This is a genomic window from Paenibacillus spiritus (genome assembly GCF_008710135.1).
GTDB lineage: Bacteria > Bacillota > Bacilli > Paenibacillales > Paenibacillaceae > Paenibacillus_AQ > Paenibacillus_AQ glufosinatiresistens.
Map to the genome: position 1 here is coordinate 420,586 of NZ_VYKK01000005.1, position 25,032 is coordinate 445,617.

The following is a 25,032-nucleotide window of genomic DNA, read 5'->3' on the forward strand; positions in this document are numbered from 1 at the left end:
AAGAAAGACAGCGAAGCGGTAAGGATCAGTCCTGCCAACAAACCTTTGCTCATTTTCTTCAATTTTGCTACCTCCCAAGAATAGTAGTTACAAGTTTTCGCATTCTTTCGTATGTAGGCTCTCGATGCCAGGAAAAGGTTCTGTACGCTGGCCGGCGGTACACATTTCTGCTGCGCAAACGTTTTCTTTTGCTCAGCAACCCAATAATACCAAATTATCTCATTTAAAACAATAGGTTGATCACTCATTATTTATGCGGTTTATATAAAAATATGTAAATTTATCATGGAAAGAGCAACTGTTCATATTAAATATTATGTAAACATATAGCTGGTAAAGCAGGCGAGAATGAATGATCCCGCCTGTTCCAGCGATAATTCCCCGTGTCTCGGCTTCGGGGAAGATACGCGCTTTCTAGCCGGTTTCGGTATGTCCAGCCGACTCCTCCTGCCGTTCCGTTATCTGGTGTGCATGGCGTATCCGTCTCTCCTTATAAAGAAGGAACCCGACAAAAAAGACAATGATGACGAGCGGATAAGCAATCGCTCTGCCCGTGAACGGGAACACCGCCGCTGTCGCCGCAAAGGAAATCCAGCTGATGGCTACACCCAGGCGGCTCCCCTTTAATAACCGGATTCCAGCCGCGCAGCCTCCGATATAAGTCAGAATGAAAGTGGCGTTCGGAAATTGAATCAGCTGCGAGAGGGAGACAGCGCCGGTGCCGTAGAGGGCCATCACGAGGGTGAAACACAACAGCAGAAACAGCAGCGCTCCGGTCGGCGTTCCCCGCGAAGCCGAGAGCTTGCCCATCCAGCCGGGGGCGCTTCCTTGGCGCGCCAGCGCATACGCTACGCGTGAGGCGGCGCCGACATAAGCAATGATGGTAGCGGCGCAGATGAACATGCCGGTCAATCCTGCAATGAGACCGCCCCAAGCCCCGAGCGGCTCGCTGATGATCCGGACGAGCGAAGCGTCTGAGGCTCCCCCGGTATAACTGGCGGTGCCTACAACAGCCAGAGCGGAGAGGAAATACAGAACTCCGACTACCAGCGCGGCAATGGTAACGCCTTGGATCGCAGCCCGTCTGGGATCGCTGAATTCCTCCGAGAGATGGGAGACCGCTTCCCAGCCGATGAAGCACCAGAACAGGATCGCGGCGGACTGTCCCACGCTTCCGTAGCCATGCGGGGCGAAGGGGGTGAAGTTCTGCGAATGTATCTCCGGCAGCGCGGCGGCAAAAGCGAATACGAGCACCGCCACGATGGCGATGACGACGGCGATTTGGACTTTGCCGGCCAGCTGCATGCCGATGATGTTCATGCCAAGCCCCGCTGCCAGAATGGCAATGGCCAGCAGCAGCCGAACCGGCTCGCCCCACCCCATGGCGGCGGACATATAGCCGGCGCCGGTGAGGGCGGCGACCGGGGCGCCGATCGGAACGGACATGAGAAAGAACCAGCCGACCAGTGTCCCGGCCTTGCGCCCGAAGGCCAGCGTCACGAAGTGGGAGACTCCGCCTGCGTTCGGATATTGGGCCGACAGGAGACCCATGGACAGCGCCAGCGGCAGGATCAGCAGAACCATGAATCCCCAGGCCAGCAGCGAAGCCGGGCCGGCCATTTCCGCAGCGAGTCCCGGAACAATCAGCACGCCCGACCCCAGAACGGAGCTGATATAGAGAGCGACCGCCTGAGGCAGTCCGATTGTAGATTTCAAGGAAGGGGATGAAGTAGTCATTATGGGAAGCCTCCTGATCTTGTCATTTATTCAAGCTTATCAGATAATAGATCCATTGGAAAAACAGAAACTTTCAATTCAATCCATTCAAAATTCCGATGGAAGGAGGCCCATCTATGGAATCAAGGCATCTGTTTACTTTTCTGGTAGTGGTGGAGACGGGAAGCTTCACCCGGGCAGCCGCCAAGCTCGGGTATGCCCAGTCCAGCATTACGGCCCAGATTCAGTCGCTGGAGCAGGAGCTTGGACAGCCGTTGTTCGACCGGATCGGCAAACGCATCCTGCTGACCGATGCCGGCTCCAGACTTTTGCCGTTTGCCCAGGAAATCGCCAAGATGCACTCTCTTGCCGAGGATGCCGTCCGCTCGCAGAGTCGGATTGGCGGTTCCTTAAAGATTGGCGCACCGGAATCGCTGGCCGTCTACCGTCTGCCAGATGTGATTCGCGACTTCCGCAGCCGCTATCCGGGGGTCGAGCTGGTCCTGAAACCAGGTCCCTGCGGGCATCTGCTTGACCTGGCGCGGACCGGAGAGCTGGACCTGGCGCTGATTCTCCAGCCAGTCACGGAAGACCGGGACCTGGAGATTGCGACGCTGATTCAGGAGGACATGGCGCTTGTCGCACCGCCCGGTCATCCCCTCGGCAAGAAGGACAAGGTGGAGCCCGCCCATTTAATAGAAGAAACCCTTCTGCACACCGAGTCGGGCTGCTCTTACCGGCTGCTGTTCGAGCAGTATTTGAACCGTCACGGCGTGTTCCCTGACCCGCAGATGGAATTCTGGAGCATTGAAGCCATCAAGCAGTGCGCTATGGCGGGACTGGGCCTTGCCTTCCTGCCCATGGTAGCGGTGCGAAGCGAGCTGGAGGATGGCCGCCTCCTCGCGCTGGACTGGGACGATACCGATCAGCGCGTAGCTACCCAGGTCGCCTGCCACCGCAAGAAATGGAGATCCCCGGCGCTTGGTGAATTTCTGAGAACGCTCCACGACCATGCAGGGCGTTGGCGGAGCGAAGCGTTGGCCTTGGCATCCGGGAGAGGAGAGGAAGCAGGATGGAAATGACAGCGGAATACGAAGAAGCGCTGGAAGCTTTTGAAATCTGGATGAAAGATGCCGGCTATACCCCCCATACCCGCTCGTCCTATCTCTCGGACGCCCGGCAATTCCTGCTTCGTCTCGGAGGCAGGGAGCTGGCATCCGTCAAGAAGCTGCATGTGATTTCGTATTTAAGCGCCATGCGGGAGATTGGGAGCAGCGACTCCAGCCGCAACCGCAAGCACGCTTCGGTCAACTGTCTGTTCAAGGCGCTGAATGAACTGGAGCTCTTGACGCATAACCCCGCAGAGGGCATCAAGAAAGCCAAGACGGAGCGCAACCGGGAGCCGGTCTATCTGGATGAACGGGAGCTGCAGAATTTCTTGTCGGCTGTGGAGGGCAAATACAAGACCCGCAATCTGGCGATCTTCCTCCTGATGGCTTATATGGGTCTGCGGGTAGGAGAGGTGCATACGCTGAACATCGGGGATTATGATGCGGAGCGCCGGGTGCTGCGGGTGTTCGGCAAGGGCCGCAAGTGGCGGACCGTACCGGTTCCCGCAGATGCGGCGATTTATTTGGATCAGGCGGTTCAGGAGCGGCTGACGCCGTGGAGAAGCCGAGAGGAAGCGCTGTTCATTTCGCAAAAAGGACGCCGGCTCTCCATCCGCACCATTCAGGAAATTGCGGCGGAGACCTTCGCCCGTTACCAGGAGGGACTGCCGGAGTCGGCGCGGCGTCCTTACTCCAGCCACAAGCTTCGCCATTCCTTCGCTACCATGCTGCTGCGCAAAGGCGCGGATATTCGGACCGTACAAGAGCTGCTGGGCCATTCATCGATTCAGACGACGACGGTCTACACGCATATTACGGACCGGGATAAGGAGGATGCGATGTCGCGTCTGAATCTGCACCTTTAGTGCAGAAGGGGTGAAAGTCTTTCATAATATTAATTATGTAAACCTTTAAATATGAACAAACTGCATCTTCTGCAATTTGATGATGACAAGCCTTCTTTGACTTGTTAACATGGATAGGGGTTTTGGACAGCATGCAACTTCAATCCATTAACGCGTCTTCGCATAGGGCGAGTCGAGCGAGAGGAGAGTCTGAAGCGGCGGTAGCAGCCGCGTTATCACAAAACTGCCGGGTCCCTTGGACCCGGCAGCCTCTCTGTTGACATCCTTTTTTACAGATCGAGCTTGGAAATTTCACCCTTCAGCTTCTCGGCCGATTGCTGGAACAGGGCCTGCTCCTGGTCATTGAGCGTCAGATCCAGCACTTCGCGCACTCCGGAACGGTCGACTACGCATGGAACGCCGAGGAAGACGTCGGATACGCCGTTGTAGTTGTTAAGGAGGGTGGAGACGTTCAGCACGGCGCCTTCATTGTGCAGAATGGCGTCGACGATCCGGTCGAGAGCCAAGGCGATGGCGAAGGAAGTCGCGCCCTTGGCGTTAATGATCTCATAGGCCGCGTTCTTGGTGTTCTCGTAGATCGACTGCCGTTCCTCTTCGGTGAAGTTCAGGTCAATCCCGGCTACGTTGGCGAGCGACCATACAGGCACTTCGGAGTCGCCGTGTTCTCCGATAATCTGGCCGTGAATGCTGCGCGGATCGATTTCTTTTTGCTTGCCGATCAAATAACGGAAGCGGGCGCTGTCCAGCACGGTACCCGATCCGATCACGCGTCTGCGGTCGAAACCGCTGATTTTGTGCGTGGCATAGGACAGGATATCGACCGGATTGGTTGCAATAAGGAGAATCCCGTGCGAATTGTATTTCGTGATTTTCTGAATAATGTCCCGGAAGATCGAGATGTTCTTACGCAGCAGGTCAATCCGCGTCTCGCCCGGTTTCTGCGAGGCGCCGGCGGTAACAATGATGATGTCGGCTTCCCGGCAGTCTTCATAGGTTCCCGCCCACAGTTTGACACCGCCGATGAATGGCATGCCGTGGTTCATGTCCAGCGCTTCGCCCAGCGCTTTTTGATGATTGACATCAATCAGCACCAGCTCCGGCATGCGGCGGCGAAGCAACAGCGTATAAGCGGTTGTCGTTCCGACTGCGCCTGTGCCGATAATTACAACTCGGTTCGGTTTATAAGGGGCCATTCCGTCCATCTCCTCCGCTTAAAAAGAATTTTTTGTGTCCAATCTTATCCATCATAGTATCTGTACTTAGGGTTTTCAAGTAGGGCGCTTTTAATCCATTACCCAGATTAAAAGCATAGACACCCGCAATTTTGTCAATGAACAGGAGCGAACCGATTAATTATGAACCTTTTTCGCAAAAAGTCGATTCAAAACAGCACCACCACGCTGAACAAAACGCTGGGAGCCCTTGATTTGACTGCGCTCGGCGTCGGAGCGATCATCGGCACCGGCATCTTTGTCATGACCGGGGTTGCCGCGGCTGAACATGCCGGACCGGCCCTGGTGCTCTCCTTCGTCCTGGCCGGAATCGCCTGCGTGCTCTCCGCGCTCTGCTACTCCGAGCTCGCTTCGTCCATCCCTGTATCGGGGAGCGCCTATGCTTACAGCTATGTCGCATTCGGCGAACTGCTGGCCTGGATTCTCGGTTGGGACCTCGTCCTGGAGTACGGCGTTGCCGCCGCAGCGGTCAGCAGCGGCTGGTCCGGGTATTTCCAGGGACTGCTGGAAGGCTTCGGCCTCCATTTGCCGACCGCGCTGTCGGGAGCGTATAATGCGGACAACGGAACCGTTGTGAATCTGCCGGCCATTGTCATTATTCTGCTGATTACGTGGCTGCTCAGCCGCGGGGTCAAAGAGACTGCCCGGTTCAACAGCATTATGGTCATCGTGAAGCTGGCTGTCGTTGCTCTATTTATTGCAGCCGGTATCTTCTATGTGAAGCCGGAGAACTGGACGCCGTTCATGCCGTTCGGCTTCAGCGGCGTCGTGAACGGCGCGGCCACGGTATTCTTCGCCTATATCGGGTTTGATGCCTTGTCGACGGCGGCGGAAGAGGTCAAACAGCCGCAGCGCGATCTGCCGATCGGCATTATTTCGTCCTTGGCGGTCTGTACGGCGCTTTATATTATCGTCTCGCTGATTCTCACCGGAATCGTGCCGTATGCCAACCTGGACGTAAGCGATCCTGTATCGTACGCGCTTCGTTTTGTACACCAGGACTTTATTGCCGGTCTGATCTCGGTTGGCGCCATTGCCGGCATGACGACAGTGCTGCTGGTTATGCTGTTCGGGCAGACGCGGCTTCTCTTCGCCATTTCCCGCGACGGCCTTCTGCCCAAGAGCCTGTCCGCCGTCAGTCCCAAGACCCAGACTCCGAACCGCAGCACCTGGATTGTTGGCGGATTGATTGCGGTATTGACCGGATTTGTACCGCTGGACCGGCTGGCTAATCTGACGAATATAGGAACGCTCTTCGCCTTCCTGGTCGTGTCCCTGGGCGTAATTGCCCTGCGTTATCTGAATCCTGAACTGAAACGCGGATTCCGCGTGCCCTGGGTTCCTGTTGTGCCGCTGCTGAGTGCGGCAGCCTGCGCGTACCTGATGCTGAATCTGGACCGGGACGCCTGGATCGGATTTTTTCTCTGGCTGCTGGTCGGACTTGTGATTTATGCCGTCTACGGATACCGGAACAGTGAACTGAATCCGAAGAAACTTCGAAGAGGCAATTCCGAATAGAAAGCAACCAGCCGCTTAAAGAGGAGGAGACAGTGAAAGTGAAGAGGCAGAGCAACTTCTGGATTCGCACACTGCCGGCTCTGCTGGCCGTTCTGCTGCTGGCAGCCTGTTCGTCTTCGCCGGCTCCCCGGGCTTCTCTTCCGCCGCAGCCGACGGAACCGCCGGAAGAAGGGCAGACCATCACCCTGATTACACCGGATGCGGGCAATCTGGACAATACAAATACGAAGAAGTACCAGATTCAGACCCGGCTGACCGATTTCTATCTGATGAACGGGAAGGAAGGGATCGCCTGGGGAATTACCAAGAATGCGCTTCGGATGTACATGACCCGCGACAATGGTCAGACCTGGACCAACATCTCTCCGGCAGCGACCGTGCAGTTCACGGCGAATCCGGTGTACGGACAGGATATCTTCTTCGCGGATTCCCGGCATGGCTGGATTGTTCGGACCGGTTCGGGAATAACGGAGACAATTGTGCTGCACACCTCGGATGGAGGACAGAGCTGGAAGATCTCCGCGCTGAACCCCAGCAGCCGGATCGCGGCCATTTATTTCGATTCCTCGGCGCACGGCTGGCTGATGACGACCTGGGACAATACCGAGAACAGGGAGAGCAAGGCGCTCTACGTCACCGGAGACGGAGGCGCTACCTGGGAGACGATCATGCAGAATGAACAGTATACGCCCCATTCAGACCAGCCGCCGCTTCCGATTACCGGCGTCTCGCGCGGGATGGTCTTCCGCGACCGGTTCAACGGTCTAGTCTCTATGCAGTTCGGAGAAGAAGTGCGGCTTTTTGTAACCGGAGATGGCGGGGTCAGCTGGAAGGCGGCAGACACGCTGCCGCAGCCGGCCGCCTTGAAGACATGTTCAAAGCTGATGGCGGGAAGTCCGCAGTTCTTCACCGAAACGACGGGCTGGCTCCCGGTGAGCTGTGAGGCCGACGTCGGTGCTGAGGTAACGCAGCACGGCTATTTTACAGCCGATGGCGGGGTTAGCTGGAAATATGCGGATTTCAGCCTTCCGGGGCGAAGCGACCCGAACCGCGGGATTCCGCCGACTTTCCTGAATACCCGGATCGGCTGGTGGCTGAACGGAGATCTTCTGTATTGGACAGGCAACCAGGGCCAGGCTTGGCGGGCGCTTCCGGCCAGTTCCGTACTTCAAGCCAAGCTCAAGGAATACCCAGAAGTCGTCAAGCTGCAGTTCATCGACGAGAAGACCGGATGGCTGCTGATTCAGCGAACCGAAGCCAAACGATCCATTCTTCTTCAGACCATCAACGGAGGTGTCACCTGGAAGGTCATGTAGATGGTTTAACGCCGCCTTGCCAATGCCCGACTTTCTAGAATGCAGGACCGGACCTCCCGGAAGAGGCCCGGTCTTTTTCATCTTAAAACTTATCTAAAATTTTTCGATAAATGTGAAAAAAATCACATGACAAACCTTAATCCTTGTGATATATTTAACACATAGAGAGCAAGTTCAAAATTTCACAAACTTAAAACCCGATGGGAGAGAACAACCATGACATTCGAAACGGATTATGTAACCCGCAACCTGCTTCAGCTCTGCTACAACTGCGAAGACGCCTATCTCTGCGAGACGGAAGAACAATGCAGAGCCTGCTGGGCCGAGAACGGCATGATGCCTCAGAATGAAGACGAAACCAAGCAATTGCTGGACCTGGTACATGCGTAAGACGAATCGCCCTTATCCCCGCTGAAAGCGCCGCTTCCAATAGAAGCGGTGCTTTTTTGTCGTGAAGACATGGGTTCCGGGCTCCTGCATATACATGAAGTAGACCCCGCCCGGCCGTCGGACGAGGAGAACTTGTGACGGGAGGAATGCTGATGGGACTGGGAGAAGAGACAGTCTGGATGTTCGATCTTGTCGGAACCGTCATTCCGATCTTCATTGCCGTAGTGCTGGGCATTCTTGCCGTGTCCGCCGGAGGGGGACTGTGGAACTGGGTCCGCAACAGCAGGCTGCCGCAGCAGACTGTACCGGCCCGCATTGTCGGCAAGCGAAGCGAAATCCGGCCGCGTTTCCGGGAAGAAGGGGAGCCGGCCCGGACACAAATGCAGTACTATCTCACCTTTGAGCTGGAGGATGGAACCCGGAAGGAATTCATAGTCGGCGGTACGGATTATGGGGCTGCCGTTGAACAGGACCGCGGGTCTCTTCGCTATCGGGGTACCCGATACCTTGGTTTTGAGCGGGAACGGCATTACCGGGCGGCTCAGACCTGGTAAGGGGAGGAAGGAGCGGCAGGGGACGCACCCGCTCCAAGTGGTTGCGAAGCCTGAACGATTCCCGGCGCAAGGATGACGTATCCTTCGGCAGCCGGGTGTCGGTCAGGCTTTTTTGTTATACTCTTCATGCCGGAGCACCCGGCCAGACTGAACGTTCAGGAGCTGATAAGAATGCGTTACAAGGATCATTCGGTCATCGTGACGGGGGCGGCACGGGGCATCGGGGCGGCCATTGCCCGCAGCTATGCGGCGGAAGGGGCGCGGGTAATTCTGGCTGACCTGCTTGTTGAACAAGGCGAGAGAACGGCGGACGATATCCGTTCCGGAGGCGGACAAGCCCGGTTCATTGCCTGTGATGTAAGCCGCGAAGAGCAGGTGGTTGCTCTGATCGCCCGGACTGTGGAACACTACGGCGCCGTTGATATTCTCATCAATAATGCAGGCATCGCCGATCCGCACCAGGCCTCTTTCTATGATCTGACGGGAGACCAGTGGGACCGGGTGATGAATACGAATGCCAAGGGATGCTTCCTGACGTCCCGCGAGGCTGCCAAAATCATGCGCCTCAACGAACAAGGAGGCGCGATTGTTCATATTTCCTCTACCCGGGCTCTCATGTCCGAGCCTCATACCGAGGCCTATGCGGCCTCCAAGGGAGCCATCGCGTCTTTGACGCATGCCATGGCGGTCTCGCTAGGCCCGGACGGCATTACCGTGAACTGTATTTATCCCGGCTGGATCGAGACCGGGGATTACCGGGAATTAAGAGAGATCGACCATGCCCAGCATCCCGCCGGTCGGGTCGGCAAGCCGGAGGATATAGCCAGGGCTTGTCTGTACCTGACCGATTCGGTGAACCGCTTCATCACAGGGGCCGGACTGGTGGTCGACGGAGGAATGACCGTCAAAATGATCTACGAACCCTGACCAAGAAAAAGGGATTCCCCGGGACAGTCACCCATTGGGCATTCGCACATACAATACATCATGCAACACGAGAGCGGTCGGCTTGAAGGAGCCGATTGTTGGGGAGGGAACAGCGCGTGGCTGTAATCAAGGCGAATTCCGAAGATGTCAAAGTGCTAGCCCGGTTGATGCGCGCCGAAGCGGAAGAGGACGGCGACCCCGGAATGCTCATGGTCGGGAATGTCGGAGTCAACCGGATTCTGGGCAATTGCCTCGACTTTCGGAATATCCGGAGCATCGACGATATGGTCTACCAGTCTCCGGGAGGATTCGAAGCTCCGCAGAAGGGCTACTTCTACCAGCGGGCCAGAGAGCGCGATATCCGGCTGGCGAACCGGGTCATAGCGGGCGAGCGCACCTGGCCGGCCAGCAATGCCCTCTGGTTCTTCCGTCCCGAAGGCGATTGTCCGGCAACTTGGTACAACCAGCAGAATACCGGACGCTACAAGGCGCACTGTTTCTTCAGTCCTTCCAGCGAGGAATGCCCGGCGGTGTACTAGAGAATCCCAAGATTATTTTGTCAGGAGGAAATTATCCATGTACCAAACGTATCGCCCCGTTACTTACACAACAGCTCACGGATCCGCAATGCCCCAAATGGGCGCCGTGCCGCCCCAGGTATCGAGCGGAGGGGTCATGACGCCGGGAGGAACCGTCGTATCCACGGCGCCGCCCGTATTCGAGCAATCCTATATCGAGAACATTTTGCGGCTTAACCTCGGCAAAGTCGGTACTTTCTATATGACTTACGAGAACAATTCGGAGTGGAATGCCAAGATCTTCAAAGGGGTGCTGGAAGCCGCCGGCCGCGACCATATCATCATCAGCGATCCTAATACCGGCCAGCGCACCATTCTGCTGATGGTTAATCTCGACTATGCGACCTTCGATCAGCCGCTGGTCTATCAGTACCCGGGAGTCATCGGCAATCCGCCGGTATCCCGTTCGCGCTGAACGCATAAACGGCAGGTAACAGCGGAAGAGGACGCTTCCCGGATGCGGGCGGCGTCCTTTCGTCCTTTTTGCAGAGGGACAGGCATGGTTGCGAAGTGGCCAAATATATCTATATAATGATTATTATAATTCTAATCGTGATGACAGGCAGGAGATGAATGCGTTGGGAAATTGACCTTGAAGGAGAAGTCGGCTGTCGCATTGGCCCACATTTTTAGAGAGCGAAGGAGGTGGCCTATCCGCCGGCGATTTGCTCTGGAGCGGATAGGATAATCAGTTGAGCGACCCTTTACCCGATTTATTAAGGCTTGGACTTATTTTTCTTTTAGTGCTGTTGAATGGTTTTTTTGTTTCCGTGGAGTACGCCATGGTCAAGGTGCGCGCTTCGCGTCTTGACCATCTCATTGAAGAAGGCAGCAAGCGGGCGGTGCCCGCACGCGGAATTCTGCGCCGCATGGACGCCTATCTGTCCGCCTGCCAGCTCGGCATTACGGCGGCTTCCCTGGCGCTTGGCTGGCTGGGCGAACCGCTGGTCGCACAGGCGATCTCGCCGATGCTGAGAGGAATGGGCATCGGCGCGGCAGGGGTTCATGCCGTATCCGTCGTACTGGCCTTTCTGTTTATTACCGTGCTGCACATTGTGCTCGGCGAGCTCGCTCCGAAGACGATTGCCGTCAACAAAGCGGAGCGGGTTCTGCTGCTGATGGCCGGGCCGATGAACGTCTTTTACCGTCTGCTCTATCCGCTGATCTGGCTGGTCAACGGCATTGCCGGGGGACTGCTTCGGATCTTTCGTCTGACTCCGGTGTCGGAGCTTGGCACCGCGCATACCGAGGAAGAAATCCGCAGTCTGATGCAGGAGAGCAACAAGAACGGATTGATTGACAACACCGAAATGGCGCTGGTAGACAACATCTTTGAGTTTGTCGATACGACGGCGCGCGAAATTATGATTCCGCGCACGGAAATGATCTGCCTCAGCAAACATCTAACCCTCCAGGAGAATCTGGAGATCGCATTCGAGGGGATGCGGACCCGCTACCCGGTCTGCGAAGGAGATAAGGACCATATCATCGGGTTCATTCACATCAAGGATTTAATTCGCGGCAACTCGCACAGCTATGAGGAATTGGTACGCCCGATTCTGACCGTGCCGGAATCGATTCAGATCAGCGCGCTGTTGAAGCTGATGCAGAAGGCGAAGACGCAGATCGCCATTCTGATCGATGAATACGGCGGGACCTCCGGACTGGTCACGCTGGAGGATATCATGGAGGAAATCGTCGGCGAGATTCAGGATGAATTCGACGAGGAGCGGCCTGCTCTTGAAGTCATCGGAGAGGACGAATATTCGGTCGATGGCCTCATGCTGATTGAAGAGATCAACGAGCAGTTTGGCCTCCAGCTGGAGACGGAGGACTACGACACCATCGGCGGCTGGTTGTACGCCAAGCTGGAGGACGGACCGCCGCAGAAAGGCCAGCGCTACGAGACCGAAGGTCATCTGTTGCTGGTCGAAGAGACGGATCACAAGCGAATCTCCCGGATTCGGCTGGTGAAGCTCGATTATCTGGCGGAAGAAGAAGGAGCCTAAGGCCTCTAAGGTCCCGTAAGGATGGCCGCGAAGCTTCGACTTCTCCGTTTCGATTGTTCTATCTTGCCTTAATATGCAAGACCGCTGACCGCTCCGCCCTCCCCGGCGGAGCGGTTTTTGCGGCAGCGGCAAGATGCAGTACGGCGGGGCAGCGTTGCCAAGCGGGAAGGCAAGCCTTTATAATCGGATTGATTTCATTTTGGGAGAGAAAGGACTTATGCCACTTGAATAAGCAATCGTCCAAGACAGCAGCCAAGGCTGCAAGCAAGAAGGAACAGCGCCGCGCCGAACAGGAACGGGCCAAACGCCGGAACCGGATTATGCTGATCTTCACAGCTGTCGTCGTCATCGCCGTGATCGCGGCTCTGGCGCTCTGGTCCAAACAGGACCCGGAATTCAACTACAGCGAGCTGCCGCGGCTGGGACAAGCCGATGCGCCGGTGAAGCTGGTGGAATTCGGAGATTTTAAATGTCCAGCTTGCGCCGATTTCACGAATACCGTGAAGCCGAAGATCGTACAGGACGCCATTGATACCGGCAAAGCTGCGTTCTACTTCGTCAATATGTCGTTCGTCGGCCCCGATTCCGAGACGGCTTCGCTTGCCGCCCTGTCGGTCTATCATCAGAACCCGGATGCCTTCTGGAAGTTCTATGATGCCGTCTATGCAAGCCAGGGAGATGAACAGACCGAGTGGGCAACCAAGGACTATCTGGTCAGTCTGGCCCAGAAAGAGAAGCTGGAGATTGATTACGACCGGCTGGCCAAGGATATCGAGAATGCCACCTACCGCAAGGAGCTGGAAAGGGACAACAAGACCGCAGAGAAGTTCAATGTTACAAATACGCCTTCCTTGTTTATTAATGGAGTAAAGACAAAAGACCCCTTTAATTACAGCGCCGTTGCCGCAGAGATTGACAAGGCGGCAGCCAAGGCCAATCCGTAATGGGCGGGGCGGTACGTTTCCTGCGCCGCAACTGCCTGTATCTGGCCTGGCTGGTTGCCGTCGTCGCCACGGCGGGCAGCTTGTACCTAAGCGAGGTGTTGCATTACGAGCCCTGCAGGCTCTGCTGGTTCCAGCGGATCTTCATGTATCCGCATGTCATTTTGCTCGGAATTGCCACCTACCGCAACGACCGGAAGATCATTCCTTACGCGCTGCCGCTCAGCTTCATCGGCGGTGCGATCTCGATTTATCACTATGCCGAGCAGAAGATACCGGCCTTCGGGCGCGTATTCTCCTGCACGGTTGGGGTTCCGTGTACGCAGGATTCCCTTGATTTTCTCGGCTTTATCACCGTCCCGCTGCTTGCGCTGATTGCCCAGATTCTGATCGTGCTGCTGCTGTGGGCGGGCAGAAAGGGCGAAGAAGACAATGCCGGGCAAGAGGACGGCAGCATCCGTTAATAAAATGTACGCAAATGAACATAAAAGTAAGGGCAACAGGGATAATAGAAGAGAATGAAAGAGAAAAAACGAACTTCTTGAGGTTTTGACGGAAACAGCTTGTTTTTCATTCTATTTTCATTTTTTTCACCGCTTTACGGCGGATGGTTTTTTATTCTAATATTAGACCTTGTGAGAAGTTGAATATGCGCTGAATTTTCCAAGGAAAAACGGGGGAACCAACTGACCGCTGTTGGGGTCAAAGGGGTGAATCGACGCTGGGCCGCTTGGTCCGCGCCGTAGGGCTTCCACAGTCCGAATCCGCCAGCTAACCTCGTAAGCTGCTGTGGAATGATGAACCATGCCCAGGCATGCGGCTCATTTCCGCATGCCTGTTTTCGTGCCTTTATTTATGAAAATTCGCTTCTGAAAACAGCGCACGGCATAGCCGTTTCAACTCACCCAAAGAGAGGAACCGAACCCATATGGTAAGCAAAGTAAAACGTCTGCTGATCGGGCGGCCGCGAAAGTCGACCGAACTCGAACAGGAGAAACTGACCAAAGTAAAAGCACTTGCGGTCTTGTCGTCGGACGCCCTGTCGTCCGTCGCTTACGGCACCGAGCAAATCCTGCTCGTTCTGGTCGCCGCCGGCTTTACGGCGATTTGGTATTCCCTCCCGATTGCCCTGGCAGTTTTGGCGTTGCTGGCAATATTGATCTTATCCTATCGCCAGACGATTTACGCTTACCCGCAGGGAGGCGGCGCTTATATCGTCGCCAAGAACAACCTTGGCGTATCTACCGGCCTGCTCGCCGGCGGTTCGCTGCTGGTCGATTACATCCTGACGGTTGCGGTCAGCGCATCGGCAGGCACCGATGCCATCACCTCCGCTTTTCCGAGTCTGCACAATCACAGCGTAGGCATTGCGGTAACCGTCATTCTGATTCTGACCATTATCAACTTGCGCGGAGTAACGGAATCGGCCTCCTTCATCGCCATTCCGGTCTATCTGTTCGTGGTTGCCATCGTTGTGCTGATTCTCTCCGGCGTTGTGAAATATATGACCCAGGGCTCCCACGCCGCTGTTCCGGAGATTGGCACCGCCGTATCGAATGTCAGCCTGTTCCTGCTGCTGAAGGCATTCAGTTCCGGCTGTTCGGCTCTGACCGGGGTAGAGGCGGTATCCAATGCCATCCCGAACTTTAAGGCGCCTTCCGAGAAGAACGCAGCCAAGACCCTGATGATGATGGGCGTGCTGCTGGGCTTCATGTTTACCGGCATTACGCTGCTCGCTTACTGGTACGGCATCACGCCGAACGAGAAGGCGACCGTCGTCTCCCAGATCGCCGAATCGACCTTCGGCCGCGGCGGCATCTACTTTATCATTCAGGGACTGACCGCCGTTATCCTGTTCCTTGCGGCCAATACCGCCTATTCGGCCTTCCCGCTGCTGTCGTTCATGCTGGCCAAGGATAAATACCTGCCTCACGCTTTCATGATTCGCGGCGACCGTCTGGGCTTCTCCAACGGCATTATCTTCCTGGGCGTGCTGTCGGCGCTCCTGGTGGCAGCCTTCCACGGCCATACCGAGAATCTGATTCCGCTGTATGCCGTCGGCGTATTCATTCCGTTCACCCTGTCCCAGCTGGGCATGATGATTCGCTGGTACCGGCTCAAGCCGAGCGGCTGGAGAACCAAATTTATTATCAATACCATCGGGATGCTGACGACGCTGACCATTACGCTGATCTTCATCATTACGAAGTTCGCCAATGTATGGATGGCATTCCTCTTCCTGCCGATCGTCATGTTCATCTTCATGCGCATCCATCGGCATTATCAGAACACGGCCGACGAGCTGCGCATCCAGCTGGATAAAGATAAACCCTGCATTAAAGGAAGCACCGTCATTGTTCCGGTCTCCGGCGTTACCCGGGCCGTCCTGCATTCCATCAGCTATGCCAAATCGCTGACCGACAACGTGGTGGCTGTCTACATTGGCTTCGATGAAGAAGAGATTCACAAGATGGAACAGAAGTGGGAGGAGTGGAATCCGGGCGTCCGACTGATTGTGCTGCGTTCCCGTTACCGGAGCATCATCCGGCCGCTGCTGAAATTTATTGACACCGTCGAATGGAAGACATCGGCAACCGACCACATCACCATTCTGATTCCGCAGTTTATCACCAAGCATTGGTGGCAGGCGGCCCTGCATAACCAGACGAGTATCCTCATCCGTACGTACCTCATGAACCAGAAGGATGTCGTCGTTGCAACCGTTCCTTTCCATCTTCATAAGTAAAAGCTTGGCGCCCGGTTCCCCGGGCGCTTTTTTTGTCTCTCTTGACAGAGATAATGATAATCAATATCATTTGTAATGATAATGAGACAGGTTGATTTTTAGGAGGAAAATAAATGTTCAAGTTTACGAGTTCCCGTAAATCCCGGTCTGCCGCTCTGGCCGGTGTCCTGATGATTGCGCTGCTGGCTTCCGCCTGCGGCAATTCCAATAACGGCTCCGCCAGCAGCCCGGCCCCGGCCGAGAGCCCGCCACCGGCAACCGCTGCGTCGGCCGAACCGCAATCGGCCGGGAAGACGGTGACCGATGCCATGGGGCACGAAGTGAAGATTCCGGCGAACCCGCAAAAGGTGCTGGCCTCCTACCTGGAAGACTACCTGGTTACACTGGGGGTCACACCGGTAGCTCAGTGGTCCGTTCCGAACGGCGTCCAGGACTACTTATCCGACAAGCTGTCCGGTGTCCCGACGATCAGCTATGATCTGCCGCTGGAGGCGGTGATCAGCTTCGCGCCCGACCTTATCCTCATCGGATCGGAATCGGCTGTGCAGAACGGTCTGTACGACCAGTACAGCAAAGTAGCGCCAACCTATGTACTTGGCGACGAGACGGGCAAAGACTGGCGCAAGGCGCTGACAACGATCGGCGGTCTTCTCGGCAGAAGCGGGCAGGCGGAAGCAGCCATAGCAGAATATGACCGGAAGGCTGCGGATGCCAAGGCCAAGCTGGCAAAGGCGGTATCCGGCCAGTCGGCGGCAGTGGTCTGGCTGGTTCAGAAGAATTTCTACCTGGTGGATGAGACACAGTCGAGCGGTTCGGTCCTGTACCGTGATCTGGGGCTCACGCCTCCGAACCTGGTCACGGATATTCCCGAAGCGAACCGGGCCAGTTGGAATCCCGTGACGCTGGAGAAGCTTGCGGAACTCAAGGCCGATCATCTTTTCCTTGTCAACAGCGATAAGACCGAGGGCTCCGATGTGCTGAACAGTGCGATCTGGAAGGGCATCCCTGCCGTCAAGGCCGGGCATGTCTATGAACTGGAAGCGTCCAGCAGCTGGCTCTACAACGGACCGACGGCCGGTTCCCAAGTAATCGACGACGTTCTTAAGTTTCTGGTCAAATAGAACCTTGCAGGCAGGCACCGGGCGAACCGGTGCCTGTTCTTTTTTGGCAACCTGTGCGCCTGTCTTGTACAACCGTCTCGGATTTGCGATAATGTAGCTACTGATATTGGTTATCATTATCAAAAGGAGCAGGCCGAATGGTTCACAATTCCGCATCCATCCCCCATACATCATCTACGGCCAGACCGGACCTGCGCTCCAGACCCCGCTTTGCTTGGTTCATTCTTGCGTTCGGATTCCTCGCGCTGCTCCTGGCCATGGCGGTCTCCATCGCTGCGGGAGCGGTAGACATCGATCTTGGCACGGTCATGCAGGCGCTGCTTCGCTATCAGCCGGAGCTTCAGACCCATGTCGTGATCCGTGAAATCCGGCTGCCGCGCACGATCGCCGGCGCTCTCGTGGGCGCATGCCTGGCCGTCGCGGGCGCCATGATGCAGGGCATGACTCGTAACCCGCTGGCCGATTCCGGCCTGCTGGGGCTGAATGCCGGAGGAGGCGCGGCGATGGCTGCGGCCTTCGCGTTCCTGCCGTCGGTGAGCTTCTGGGAGCTGATGCTGTTCTCCTTTGCCGGGGCGGCCGTGGCGGCTCTAGTCGTCTTCGGCGTCGGTTCGCTATCCTTCAGCGGTCTGACGCCTCTTCGGCTGACGCTCGCCGGAGCGGCGGTAAGCGCTCTGCTGTCCGCTGTCAGCCAAGGCATCGCCCTGATGTTCAATCTGAGCCAGGACTTGGCCTTCTGGTATGCCGGCGGCGTTGCCGGAGCGACCTGGGATCAGCTGCGCCTGATTGCCCCTTGGTCTGTCGGCGGTCTTGTTGCAGCTCTGATGATGGCCCGCCCGGTTACCGTGCTCAGCCTGGGAAGCGACGTGGCCAGCGGCCTCGGGCAAAGAACCGGGCTGGTTCAGGCGATTGGCCTGGCCATCGTGACCATACTGGCCGGCACCGCGGTTGCCGCGGTGGGGCCGGTTGCTTTTCTCGGACTGATTGTTCCGCATCTGGTACGCTTCCTGGTGGGTCTGGATTACCGCTGGATTATTCCGTGTTCGGCTGTGCTGGGCGCGCTGCTGCTTGTCGCGGCCGACACAGCGGCCCGGCTGGTCAGTCCCCCTTATGAGACGCCGGTCGGCGCGTTGATCGCGCTGATCGGTGTTCCCTTCTTCTTCGTCCTTGCGCGCAGGGAGAGGGGGAGCGCCCGATGAGAAGAAGACCTGTACGTGCAGGCGGCGGAGCGGGCGGAATGGCGGTGGTGGCGGTTCTGGCCCTCCTCGTTGCCGTTGTAGCAGTTCTCGGCATGAATACCGGCTATATGAAGCTGTCGGCGCCGGATGTGCTGCGCACGCTGGCCGGAAAGGGGAGTCCCCAGCAGCATCTGATCCTGTTCGATTTCCGCCTGCCGCGGATTACCGTTGCCCTTCTGGTGGGCGCAGGCTTCGCGGTATCCGGCTGCGTGCTGCAGAGCCTGGCACGGAATGCGCTGGCCGAACCCGCTACCCTGGGCATAACGGCCGGCGCGGGCCTGGCGGTCATCCTGTTCATCTCCTACTTCCCGGCGGTTACGGCCGCTCCGGTCTATGTGCTCCCGGCACTGGCGCTGGGAGGTGCGGCCGCTGCGGCGGCGCTCATCTATCTGCTGGCGTACCGGAAGGGAGAAGGCGCCGCGCCTACCCGGCTGATTCTCTCGGGCATTGCCCTGACGGCGGGAATCAATGCGGTTCAGATCGTATGGGCCTTGAAGCTGAATCCGCAGAATTATGCCTTTGTCGCGACCTGGATCGCAGGGAAGATCTGGGGCGGAGGCTGGCCCTTTGTCTGGGCGCTGCTGCCTTGGGCAGGCGTTCTGCTGCCGCTCATCTTCCTGAAAGCGCGCGTACTGAACGCGCTGAATCTGGGCGACGCTGCGGCATCCGGCATCGGCGTTGCCGTGGGCCGGGAGCGGCTGCTGCTGATGGGGGCCGCCGTGGCGCTAGCCGGCGCCTGCGTCGCCGTCAGCGGCGGAATCGGCTTCGTGGGCCTTATTGCGCCGCATCTGGCGCGGCGTCTGGTCGGCCCGCGGCACCAGATTCTGCTGCCGGCCTCGGCGCTGACCGGCTCGCTGCTGCTGCTCGCGGCCGATACAATCGGCCGCTGGATCATGCAGCCGGCGGAGATTCCCGCCGGCGTCGTCGTCGCCGTCATCGGCGCCCCGTATTTCCTGTATTTGCTGGCCCGTGCGAAGGCCTGAATCCTATACGTTGAGCTGAGGAGTGTTGAACCATGCGGGAACGTCTGAACGCCCGGGAGCTGTCCATCGGTTATGCCGATACCTTGATTGTAAGCGACTTGAACCTGTCGATTCCGACAGGGCAAATTACTGCGCTGGTCGGCGCAAACGGGTCCGGCAAGTCTACCATTCTTAAGACCATGGCGAGGCTGATGAAGCCCAAGAGCGGGAGCGTCATGCTGGACGGCAAGTCGATTCACAGCCAGTCCACCAAGGAGGTCGCCCGCCAGCTTGCCATTCTGCCGCAGAACCCGACGGCTCCCGACGGACTGACCGTATCCGAGCTGGTCAGCTACGGACGCTACCCGCATCAGAAAGGCTTCGGCGCCATGACGGCGGAAGACCGGGCAATTGTCGCCGAAGCGATCGAAGTGACCGGCATGACCGCATTTGCCGACCGGCCGATTGACCGTCTCTCGGGAGGACAGCGTCAGCGGGCGTGGATCGCAATGGCCTTGGCCCAGCAGACCGAAATCCTGTTCCTGGACGAGCCAACGACCTTCCTTGACATGGCGCACCAGCTGGAAGTGCTGCAGCTGCTTCAGCGTCTGAACGAACGCGAAGGACGGACCATTATCATGGTCGTCCATGACCTGAACCACGCCTCCCGCTATGCTCAGCACATGGTGGCGATCAAATCGGGCAGCGTGGTCAGCGAAGGATCTCCGGAAGTCGTCATGACGCCGGATGTGCTGCGCGAAGTATTCGGCATCGAAGCCGACATTGTGACCGATCCGCGGACCGGGCTGCCGCTCTGTCTGCCGTATGAACTGGCGATGCGACAGGCTTCGGGCGTGTAAAAAGAGGAAGGAGGCGGATTAACAATGACGAAGACGAACCAATCGACCTGGACGGAGGGCGAGGAAGCTCCACTTCGGGACCGGCATAGACTCTCGGACGGTCTCGCCGATCATCTGGATATTCACCTGGACGCGCCTGCCGGTTCCGTTCATTCCGTTCCGCTGGCGGCGCTCGCTACGGCCGAAGGGATGGCGGCCTTTGTCTGCGCCTATACCCCTTTGATGAAGGCGCTGGATCCCAAGGCCGTGGGCGCCTACACCGCTTCCGCCTGCTCGGTAGCGGCGCTTGGACTTCAATATGCCGCTTTATTCCATGACCGGATGCCTGATTTTTCCCTGAATGAGCTGGAACTGCATCTGATTCCCGCTGCGGGCTACTGCCGGACGGCCTTTGTCTGGTCGGGCAAGGAGAGTACTGCCGCGCCGGAAGGGCCGGAGCTGCGGACAGCCTGGTTGGAGGGAGCCTATACCCGTTTCTACCGGGATACGCTGCTGCCGGTCATCGGCCGCTTGTCGGCCGCGACAGGCCTCGCTCCGGGAGAACTGTGGGGCCAGCTGCCCTCGCGGTTCAATTACTACGCCGATCTGCTGACCGGTCCGGCAAGCGATCCGGCCGTCGCGGCCCGGCTCCGGGCCGACTATGAAGTGCTGAAGAAGCTCCCGGGTTCGCTCTTTGGCATGGCGAAGAATCCGTTCGACGTTCCCGTCCGGCTCATCGAAGCTCTGGATGAACCCGGCAAGTACGTCCAGATGGGCAATAAATGCTGCCAGTATTTCAACACGGAAGGCGGTTCTTACTGCTATACGTGTCCGCGGATCAGCGAGAAGGAGCGCAGCCGCAGACGGGAGGCCTATTGCCGGCCGCATCCTGAAGACTGATCTCAGCCGGGCCGCATCGATCTCTGCCAAACGGCCCGATCCCCCTTATAGCATTAAGGACGACAGAGACTGCCGACTCGCCTGGCGAAGAACAGCGGTCTTTTGCTGTGCGCGTCTCCGCCGATACGCGCGGTCATTGACAAGAAAGCCTGTTCGTTGATACAGTTGGGGTTGCTTAAATACGACCGACAACGTACAAAGGAGTATAGTTCCATGACGATAGAGCAAATGCAGGAGGAGCTTGCGGCCCTGGTTCCAAAGGGAACCGTCCGCAGCCGGGAATCCCTCAAGGAATATGTGTTCACCCGGATGGGAGGGGTCGCGGATCTTCTGGCGATTCCCGCCGATTATGAGGAGTTCTGCGCCATCGCGGCTTACGCGGCCAGGAACGGTGTCCCCCTGACGGTGCTTGGCAACGGCTCGAACGTCATCATTCGCGACGGCGGAGTCCGGGGCATTGTTCTCTATACGGCAGGTCTGGACCGGATCGAACAGGACGGCGAATGGCTCGTGGCCCAGTGCGGCGCCCGCATTATTGATGTATCCCGCCGCGCGCTGGAGCTGGGTCTGACCGGACTCGAATTTGCCTGCGGCATCCCGGGAACGGTCGGAGGCGCCCTCTATATGAACGCCGGAGCCTACGGCGGAGAAATCGCCGACGTGCTGCACAGCGCCCTTGCGGTGAACCCGGAAGGCAAGCTGGTGAAGCTGGAGGGGGAGGCGCTGTCCTGGGGCTACCGCTCCAGCATCTTCGCTGAGGGCGGTTATCTGGTGCTGGAAGCGCGGTTTGCGCTGAAAGAAGGAGACCGGGCGGATATCCGGGAGAAGATGGACCATTTGACCGAGCTGCGGGAATCGAAGCAGCCGCTCGAATACCCGTCCTGCGGCAGCGTGTTCAAACGGCCGCCGGGCCGGTATGCCGGACAGCTTATCCAGGAGAGCGGACTTCAGGGAACGCGGATCGGCGGGGCCGAAGTCTCGCGCAAGCATGCCGGCTTTATTGTGAATGCCGAGAATGCTACGGCCGGAGATTATATTTCCTTGATTCATCACGTGAGAGCCACCGTACTGGAGAAATTCGGCGTGGAGCTGGAGACGGAAGTCCGGATTATCGGAGAAGATGAGGCAGCGGACCGGGCCTGATCTCCAGGCAGTCAAGGCTTAGCCTGCCTGATGTCCGATCGTCTGCTCTCGAGATTACGCGCTGCTGCCGTGCAGAATGAACAGCCCGCTTGCTGTGCCCCTTTCGGGGCCGCAGCATGCGGGCTGTTCGCGTTATGGAGAGCGGCGAAGCCGGTCTGTCCGTATATTGGCTCCCGGGTAGAGAGCGCCTATTCGCCAAACGGCGACAGGGTGTATTCAGCCCGCTCGGTATGAAGAACGAGAGAGTCCCCTTCCGGGCGGACGGAAAGGCCGGGTACGGCGATTTCATAACTGGAAGTGGGCAGCGGAACCCGTTCGCCTTCTGCGTTGAGGGTGCTGCCCAGTCCGCGGAGAATAAAGGCGCTGTCGAGGTAATCGTCAATGACGCCCTGCGCCTCCGCGTCCCGGTAATCGACGCCGCTTAGTTCAATCTGGACCGAATCCAGATCGTCCTGCTCTCTTTTGTCGATTGCAATGGTTCGGCCCATGCGTTCTTCAAGCCATTGGGTAATTTGCTGGATTTCTTTTGCCATTATCGCCCACGTCCTTTCCTGATCCTACAGATTATTTTACCCGCAGTGCCGGGAATGAATCCATTCGAGGAAGGACCGGGGATGGAATGCCTCTTGCTTTTCCTTAAATACCTAGTATAATACTTGGTAATGAAGAAACAAGGAGCCGGTTACCATGATGATGGACGATTATTTGGATCTCTATAATTATGCCGCCGCGCTCGGCGACAGGGAGTGGCAGAACGACTTGCTGGAACAGATGAAGACCCTGTCCAGCGTGCCGGCTAACGAACGAAGCCGCCGGAGCATTCGGGAATGGTGGGTCCGTTTTGACGAGATTAACCTGATGCTGGCCGAATTGTATCAGAAGCTGCGGGACGAGGGAGAAGAGCAGGAGCAGTGCCGGTGGAAAGAAGAGATTTGGGAGCTGAAACTGGAGCGCATCCAGCTGGCCAGATGCATTCAGAACGAGTATTTCCGGATTCAATAGGTTGCTGAGAACAAATAAAAAAGGCATGCAGTTGTCTGCTCTGCCTGACTGCCGTGCGTTCGCCATTCCCGGACAGCGGGAACGGGCGGCGCTTGAAATTCTTACTTGGACATCTCCATCTGATTGCGCATCATCGTCATGCACATCGTCATCATTTCATCGCAGTCCTGCATTTTCTTCATCATCATGTCCATGTTCATTCCGTCCATCATCTTCATGGAGGACATCTTCTCCATACACATCTTCATGGTGTTCATCTTGGCCATCATGTCGTCCATACACATACCCATCATCATTTCCATGCACATTGATTCCATTCTTTCTACCGCCTCTCCTATAGTTGGGCCTCCAAAGATTCCCTATGAATAAATTACAATAAACAAGCGGGCTTTTCAATATAAAATTAGAAAAAAATGTAATATCTGATTATACATACCGATCTTATAAGCTTGCTTGGTTTGAACAGGCTACGCTACTCAAGCTTCCTATGTACCCGCCGTCCCCGTCCAGCCAACGCTGGCACGGGACGGCTGTTGTCGCAGATTCCGTTCTGCTTGCCAAGAAGTCTGCGCTTTAACGAGTACTCCCTTCCAGCTCGATCCATTCGGAAGACCAGCTGCCGATTTCGCCCAGAATGGGAGCGAGAGCCTGACCCTTGGCGCTCAGGGAATATTCAATCCGTACAGGAATTTCGGGATAGACATGGCGTTCCACTATCCCTTCATGCTCCAACTCCTTCAGGCGCTCGGAGAGGACCTTGCCGCTCAAGTTGGACAGGCAGCTCTCGATTTCACCGAACCGCCGGGGTCCGGGAATCAGAACGAACACAATCAGGGCGACCCAACGCTTGCTGAGAATATCGACCGCTTTCTCGAAACGGGGACACATGTGAAAATCGTTCACTTCGCATCACCTCTATAGGGATAAATTAAACGTCCGTTTAAAAACTTACCAAAAGTAATCACAACTATTTAGTTACTATTATAACTTGACGATATAATATTACAATGGTAAACTTACTTACAATTAGTTACTTAAAATAACAAGGTAACCGCCCGGCTGATCAGGCCGCTGCGGACAGCATGCAAAGGACGGTGCGCAAAATGACGAATTCTCAAGTGGCTGCTCTGCTAAAGGATAAAATACAGACGCTTCCTGCCGGAGACGGCGCTCAAGTATTGGTCGGACCTATCCGGCTTCCGGTCAATCTGGACGGCAGCACCGTTACGTTTCAATGGTACAACTGGGTGCATCTGAACGAGGAAGAGCTTGCGGACTTGGACGGAGGACGGGATGTGGAGGCGCTGATCGGCAAGCTGCCCGCTATGAGGCTGGCCGAAGGACAACAGTCCAGCGTGCTCGTATACGGCGATTTCGAGCATCAGGAAGACGCCCTGATTCGCATGCACAGCATCTGCCACACCGGAGATATCTTTGGAAGCAAGCGCTGCGACTGCGGGTTCCAGCTGCGCCAGTCCATGCGGATGATCGTGCAGAACGGGGCAGGAGCGCTGTTCTATCTCGCCGATCATGAAGGCCGCGGCATCGGGCTGTTCAGCAAGGCGCTGGCCTATCTTCTTCAGGAGGAAGGGATGGATACGGTCGAGGCGAATCTTGCGCTTGGCTTCACGGACGATTCCCGGGATTATTCGGGAGCGATTGCGGTGCTGCGAGCGCTTCGAACCAAGCCGGTTACGCTGATTACGAATAATCCGAAGAAGCTCGAAGCGCTGAAGAACGCCGGTATGAATGCCGTCAAGCGGATTCCGCTGTGGGGAGACGTCTCGGCTTTTAACGAGAAGTACCTTCGTACCAAGATTGCGCGCTCCGGCCATTTGAAGGCGGACGATACGGATGAGATTCTTGAAGACCGTATCGCACAGTAAGCGTCAGAGACTGGCGATTTCGCAGCGGCTCCTTTATAATGA

The 25,032-nt window shown here is 56.9% G+C and carries 26 protein-coding genes and 1 riboswitch; of the genes, 21 read left to right on the plus strand and 5 right to left on the minus strand.

Features of this window, described 5'->3' with window-relative positions:
- Nucleotides 1-414: 414 nt before the first annotated feature.
- Nucleotides 415-1,737, minus strand: coding sequence for an APC family permease (locus F4V43_RS06440; RefSeq protein WP_150457406.1), 1,323 nt, complete (start codon nucleotides 1,735-1,737; stop codon nucleotides 415-417).
- A 116-nt stretch (nucleotides 1,738-1,853) separates the two neighbouring features.
- Here F4V43_RS06440 and F4V43_RS06445 point away from each other — a divergent pair, with 116 nt between their 5' ends.
- Together F4V43_RS06445 and F4V43_RS06450 are read left to right on the plus strand one after the other, a co-directional pair.
- The gene (locus tag F4V43_RS06445) at nucleotides 1,854-2,798 is read left to right on the plus strand and encodes a LysR family transcriptional regulator (RefSeq protein WP_150457407.1); all 945 of its coding nucleotides are present in this window, start codon (nucleotides 1,854-1,856) and stop codon (nucleotides 2,796-2,798) included.
- Complete coding sequence (locus tag F4V43_RS06450; RefSeq protein WP_150457408.1) at nucleotides 2,789-3,691, plus strand: tyrosine-type recombinase/integrase; 903 nt, start codon at nucleotides 2,789-2,791, stop codon at nucleotides 3,689-3,691. Before F4V43_RS06445 ends, F4V43_RS06450 begins: the two co-directional genes overlap by 10 nt.
- 269 nt (nucleotides 3,692-3,960) lie before the next feature.
- On the opposite strand, the gene F4V43_RS06455 is transcribed toward F4V43_RS06450, so the two are convergent.
- A complete protein-coding gene (locus F4V43_RS06455) occupies nucleotides 3,961-4,884 on the minus strand; it encodes an L-lactate dehydrogenase (protein ID WP_150457409.1) in 924 nt (307 codons plus the stop codon).
- Nucleotides 4,885-5,046: 162 nt separating this feature from the next.
- Between F4V43_RS06455 and F4V43_RS06460 the strand changes: the two genes are divergently transcribed.
- The 17 genes from F4V43_RS06460 to murB all read left to right on the plus strand — a co-directional run bounded on the left by F4V43_RS06460 (nucleotide 5,047) and on the right by murB (nucleotide 22,102).
- Complete coding sequence (locus F4V43_RS06460) at nucleotides 5,047-6,441, plus strand: amino acid permease (protein ID WP_150457410.1); 1,395 nt, start codon at nucleotides 5,047-5,049, stop codon at nucleotides 6,439-6,441.
- A 32-nt stretch (nucleotides 6,442-6,473) separates the two neighbouring features.
- Nucleotides 6,474-7,757 (plus strand): VPS10 domain-containing protein, encoded by a 1,284-nt coding sequence (locus F4V43_RS06465; RefSeq protein WP_150457411.1) that lies wholly within the window; start codon nucleotides 6,474-6,476, stop codon nucleotides 7,755-7,757.
- A gap of 216 nt (nucleotides 7,758-7,973) precedes the next feature.
- Nucleotides 7,974-8,147 (plus strand): hypothetical protein, encoded by a 174-nt coding sequence (locus tag F4V43_RS19680; protein ID WP_191089497.1) that lies wholly within the window; start codon nucleotides 7,974-7,976, stop codon nucleotides 8,145-8,147.
- Between the two features lie 152 nt (nucleotides 8,148-8,299).
- Entirely contained in the window at nucleotides 8,300-8,701 is a 402-nt protein-coding gene (locus F4V43_RS06470) for a DUF2500 domain-containing protein (protein WP_223879794.1), read from the plus strand.
- 171 nt (nucleotides 8,702-8,872) lie between these two features.
- Nucleotides 8,873-9,628: an SDR family oxidoreductase gene (locus F4V43_RS06475; protein ID WP_150457412.1), complete on the plus strand. Its 756-nt coding sequence runs from the start codon at nucleotides 8,873-8,875 to the stop codon at nucleotides 9,626-9,628.
- 116 nt (nucleotides 9,629-9,744) lie between these two features.
- Nucleotides 9,745-10,167: a cell wall hydrolase gene (locus F4V43_RS06480; protein WP_150457413.1), complete on the plus strand. Its 423-nt coding sequence runs from the start codon at nucleotides 9,745-9,747 to the stop codon at nucleotides 10,165-10,167.
- Between the two features lie 88 nt (nucleotides 10,168-10,255).
- Entirely contained in the window at nucleotides 10,256-10,621 is a 366-nt protein-coding gene (gerQ, locus tag F4V43_RS06485) for a spore coat protein GerQ (protein ID WP_223879802.1), read from the plus strand.
- A gap of 277 nt (nucleotides 10,622-10,898) precedes the next feature.
- A complete protein-coding gene (locus tag F4V43_RS06490; protein WP_150457415.1) occupies nucleotides 10,899-12,215 on the plus strand; it encodes a hemolysin family protein in 1,317 nt (438 codons plus the stop codon).
- Nucleotides 12,216-12,439: 224 nt separating this feature from the next.
- Nucleotides 12,440-13,159 carry a DsbA family protein gene (locus F4V43_RS06495; protein WP_150457416.1) on the plus strand — a complete coding sequence of 240 codons (720 nt, stop codon included), beginning with the start codon at nucleotides 12,440-12,442 and terminating at the stop codon, nucleotides 13,157-13,159.
- The gene (locus F4V43_RS06500) at nucleotides 13,159-13,620 is read left to right on the plus strand and encodes a disulfide oxidoreductase (protein ID WP_150457417.1); all 462 of its coding nucleotides are present in this window, start codon (nucleotides 13,159-13,161) and stop codon (nucleotides 13,618-13,620) included. Before F4V43_RS06495 ends, F4V43_RS06500 begins: the two co-directional genes overlap by 1 nt.
- A 178-nt stretch (nucleotides 13,621-13,798) precedes the next feature.
- Nucleotides 13,799-13,957: riboswitch (cyclic di-AMP (ydaO/yuaA leader) on the plus strand.
- Between the two features lie 127 nt (nucleotides 13,958-14,084).
- Nucleotides 14,085-15,902, plus strand: coding sequence for an APC family permease (locus F4V43_RS06505; RefSeq protein WP_150457418.1), 1,818 nt, complete (start codon nucleotides 14,085-14,087; stop codon nucleotides 15,900-15,902).
- 113 nt (nucleotides 15,903-16,015) lie between these two features.
- Nucleotides 16,016-17,023: an ABC transporter substrate-binding protein gene (locus tag F4V43_RS06510; RefSeq protein WP_150457419.1), complete on the plus strand. Its 1,008-nt coding sequence runs from the start codon at nucleotides 16,016-16,018 to the stop codon at nucleotides 17,021-17,023.
- A gap of 137 nt (nucleotides 17,024-17,160) precedes the next feature.
- Nucleotides 17,161-18,219, plus strand: coding sequence for a FecCD family ABC transporter permease (locus F4V43_RS06515; RefSeq protein WP_150457420.1), 1,059 nt, complete (start codon nucleotides 17,161-17,163; stop codon nucleotides 18,217-18,219).
- Nucleotides 18,216-19,241 carry a FecCD family ABC transporter permease gene (locus F4V43_RS06520; RefSeq protein ID WP_150457421.1) on the plus strand — a complete coding sequence of 342 codons (1,026 nt, stop codon included), beginning with the start codon at nucleotides 18,216-18,218 and terminating at the stop codon, nucleotides 19,239-19,241. Before F4V43_RS06515 ends, F4V43_RS06520 begins: the two co-directional genes overlap by 4 nt.
- 32 nt (nucleotides 19,242-19,273) lie before the next feature.
- Nucleotides 19,274-20,080, plus strand: a complete 807-nt coding sequence (locus tag F4V43_RS06525; RefSeq protein WP_150457422.1) for an ABC transporter ATP-binding protein — start codon at nucleotides 19,274-19,276, stop codon at nucleotides 20,078-20,080.
- 24 nt (nucleotides 20,081-20,104) lie between these two features.
- Complete coding sequence (locus F4V43_RS06530; RefSeq protein WP_150457423.1) at nucleotides 20,105-20,959, plus strand: (2Fe-2S)-binding protein; 855 nt, start codon at nucleotides 20,105-20,107, stop codon at nucleotides 20,957-20,959.
- A 213-nt stretch (nucleotides 20,960-21,172) separates the two neighbouring features.
- Nucleotides 21,173-22,102, plus strand: coding sequence for a UDP-N-acetylmuramate dehydrogenase (murB, locus tag F4V43_RS06535; protein ID WP_150457424.1), 930 nt, complete (start codon nucleotides 21,173-21,175; stop codon nucleotides 22,100-22,102).
- 188 nt (nucleotides 22,103-22,290) lie between these two features.
- Here the strand turns inward: murB and F4V43_RS06540 are convergent, their stop codons facing one another.
- Nucleotides 22,291-22,635: a hypothetical protein gene (locus F4V43_RS06540; protein ID WP_150457425.1), complete on the minus strand. Its 345-nt coding sequence runs from the start codon at nucleotides 22,633-22,635 to the stop codon at nucleotides 22,291-22,293.
- Nucleotides 22,636-22,789: 154 nt separating this feature from the next.
- On the opposite strand from F4V43_RS06540, the gene F4V43_RS06545 reads away from it, so the two are divergent.
- The gene (locus F4V43_RS06545; protein WP_150457426.1) at nucleotides 22,790-23,104 is read left to right on the plus strand and encodes a hypothetical protein; all 315 of its coding nucleotides are present in this window, start codon (nucleotides 22,790-22,792) and stop codon (nucleotides 23,102-23,104) included.
- A gap of 101 nt (nucleotides 23,105-23,205) precedes the next feature.
- On the opposite strand, the gene F4V43_RS06550 is transcribed toward F4V43_RS06545, so the two are convergent.
- Both F4V43_RS06550 and F4V43_RS06555 read right to left on the minus strand, forming a co-directional pair.
- Nucleotides 23,206-23,421 (minus strand): hypothetical protein, encoded by a 216-nt coding sequence (locus F4V43_RS06550; RefSeq protein WP_150457427.1) that lies wholly within the window; start codon nucleotides 23,419-23,421, stop codon nucleotides 23,206-23,208.
- A gap of 256 nt (nucleotides 23,422-23,677) precedes the next feature.
- Nucleotides 23,678-24,007: a winged helix-turn-helix transcriptional regulator gene (locus F4V43_RS06555; RefSeq protein WP_150457428.1), complete on the minus strand. Its 330-nt coding sequence runs from the start codon at nucleotides 24,005-24,007 to the stop codon at nucleotides 23,678-23,680.
- A 200-nt stretch (nucleotides 24,008-24,207) separates the two neighbouring features.
- On the opposite strand from F4V43_RS06555, the gene F4V43_RS06560 reads away from it, so the two are divergent.
- Complete coding sequence (locus F4V43_RS06560; RefSeq protein ID WP_150457429.1) at nucleotides 24,208-24,990, plus strand: GTP cyclohydrolase II; 783 nt, start codon at nucleotides 24,208-24,210, stop codon at nucleotides 24,988-24,990.
- Nucleotides 24,991-25,032: the final 42 nt, after the last annotated feature.

Excerpts from the sequence above, each read along its gene's own strand:
- F4V43_RS06460 (WP_150457410.1), top strand. The coding sequence starts at position 5,047 with ATGAACCTTTTTCGCAAAAAGTCGATTCAAAACAGCACCACCACGCTG.
- F4V43_RS06470 (WP_223879794.1), top strand. The coding sequence starts at position 8,300 with ATGGGACTGGGAGAAGAGACAGTCTGGATGTTCGATCTTGTCGGAACC.
- F4V43_RS06510 (WP_150457419.1), top strand. The coding sequence starts at position 16,016 with ATGTTCAAGTTTACGAGTTCCCGTAAATCCCGGTCTGCCGCTCTGGCC.
- F4V43_RS06445 (WP_150457407.1), top strand. The coding sequence starts at position 1,854 with ATGGAATCAAGGCATCTGTTTACTTTTCTGGTAGTGGTGGAGACGGGA.
- F4V43_RS06520 (WP_150457421.1), top strand. The coding sequence starts at position 18,216 with ATGAGAAGAAGACCTGTACGTGCAGGCGGCGGAGCGGGCGGAATGGCG.
- murB (WP_150457424.1), top strand. The coding sequence starts at position 21,173 with ATGACGATAGAGCAAATGCAGGAGGAGCTTGCGGCCCTGGTTCCAAAG.
- gerQ (WP_223879802.1), top strand. The coding sequence starts at position 10,256 with ATGCCCCAAATGGGCGCCGTGCCGCCCCAGGTATCGAGCGGAGGGGTC.
- F4V43_RS06545 (WP_150457426.1), top strand. The coding sequence starts at position 22,790 with ATGATGATGGACGATTATTTGGATCTCTATAATTATGCCGCCGCGCTC.
- F4V43_RS06440 (WP_150457406.1), bottom strand. The coding sequence starts at position 1,737 with ATGACTACTTCATCCCCTTCCTTGAAATCTACAATCGGACTGCCTCAG.
- F4V43_RS06560 (WP_150457429.1), top strand. The coding sequence starts at position 24,208 with ATGACGAATTCTCAAGTGGCTGCTCTGCTAAAGGATAAAATACAGACG.
- F4V43_RS19680 (WP_191089497.1), top strand. The coding sequence starts at position 7,974 with ATGACATTCGAAACGGATTATGTAACCCGCAACCTGCTTCAGCTCTGC.
- F4V43_RS06505 (WP_150457418.1), top strand. The coding sequence starts at position 14,085 with ATGGTAAGCAAAGTAAAACGTCTGCTGATCGGGCGGCCGCGAAAGTCG.
- F4V43_RS06550 (WP_150457427.1), bottom strand. The coding sequence starts at position 23,421 with ATGGAATCAATGTGCATGGAAATGATGATGGGTATGTGTATGGACGAC.
- F4V43_RS06515 (WP_150457420.1), top strand. The coding sequence starts at position 17,161 with ATGGTTCACAATTCCGCATCCATCCCCCATACATCATCTACGGCCAGA.
- F4V43_RS06525 (WP_150457422.1), top strand. The coding sequence starts at position 19,274 with ATGCGGGAACGTCTGAACGCCCGGGAGCTGTCCATCGGTTATGCCGAT.
- F4V43_RS06540 (WP_150457425.1), bottom strand. The coding sequence starts at position 22,635 with ATGGCAAAAGAAATCCAGCAAATTACCCAATGGCTTGAAGAACGCATG.
- F4V43_RS06500 (WP_150457417.1), top strand. The coding sequence starts at position 13,159 with ATGGGCGGGGCGGTACGTTTCCTGCGCCGCAACTGCCTGTATCTGGCC.
- F4V43_RS06455 (WP_150457409.1), bottom strand. The coding sequence starts at position 4,884 with ATGGCCCCTTATAAACCGAACCGAGTTGTAATTATCGGCACAGGCGCA.
- F4V43_RS06530 (WP_150457423.1), top strand. The coding sequence starts at position 20,105 with ATGACGAAGACGAACCAATCGACCTGGACGGAGGGCGAGGAAGCTCCA.
- F4V43_RS06450 (WP_150457408.1), top strand. The coding sequence starts at position 2,789 with ATGGAAATGACAGCGGAATACGAAGAAGCGCTGGAAGCTTTTGAAATC.
- F4V43_RS06475 (WP_150457412.1), top strand. The coding sequence starts at position 8,873 with ATGCGTTACAAGGATCATTCGGTCATCGTGACGGGGGCGGCACGGGGC.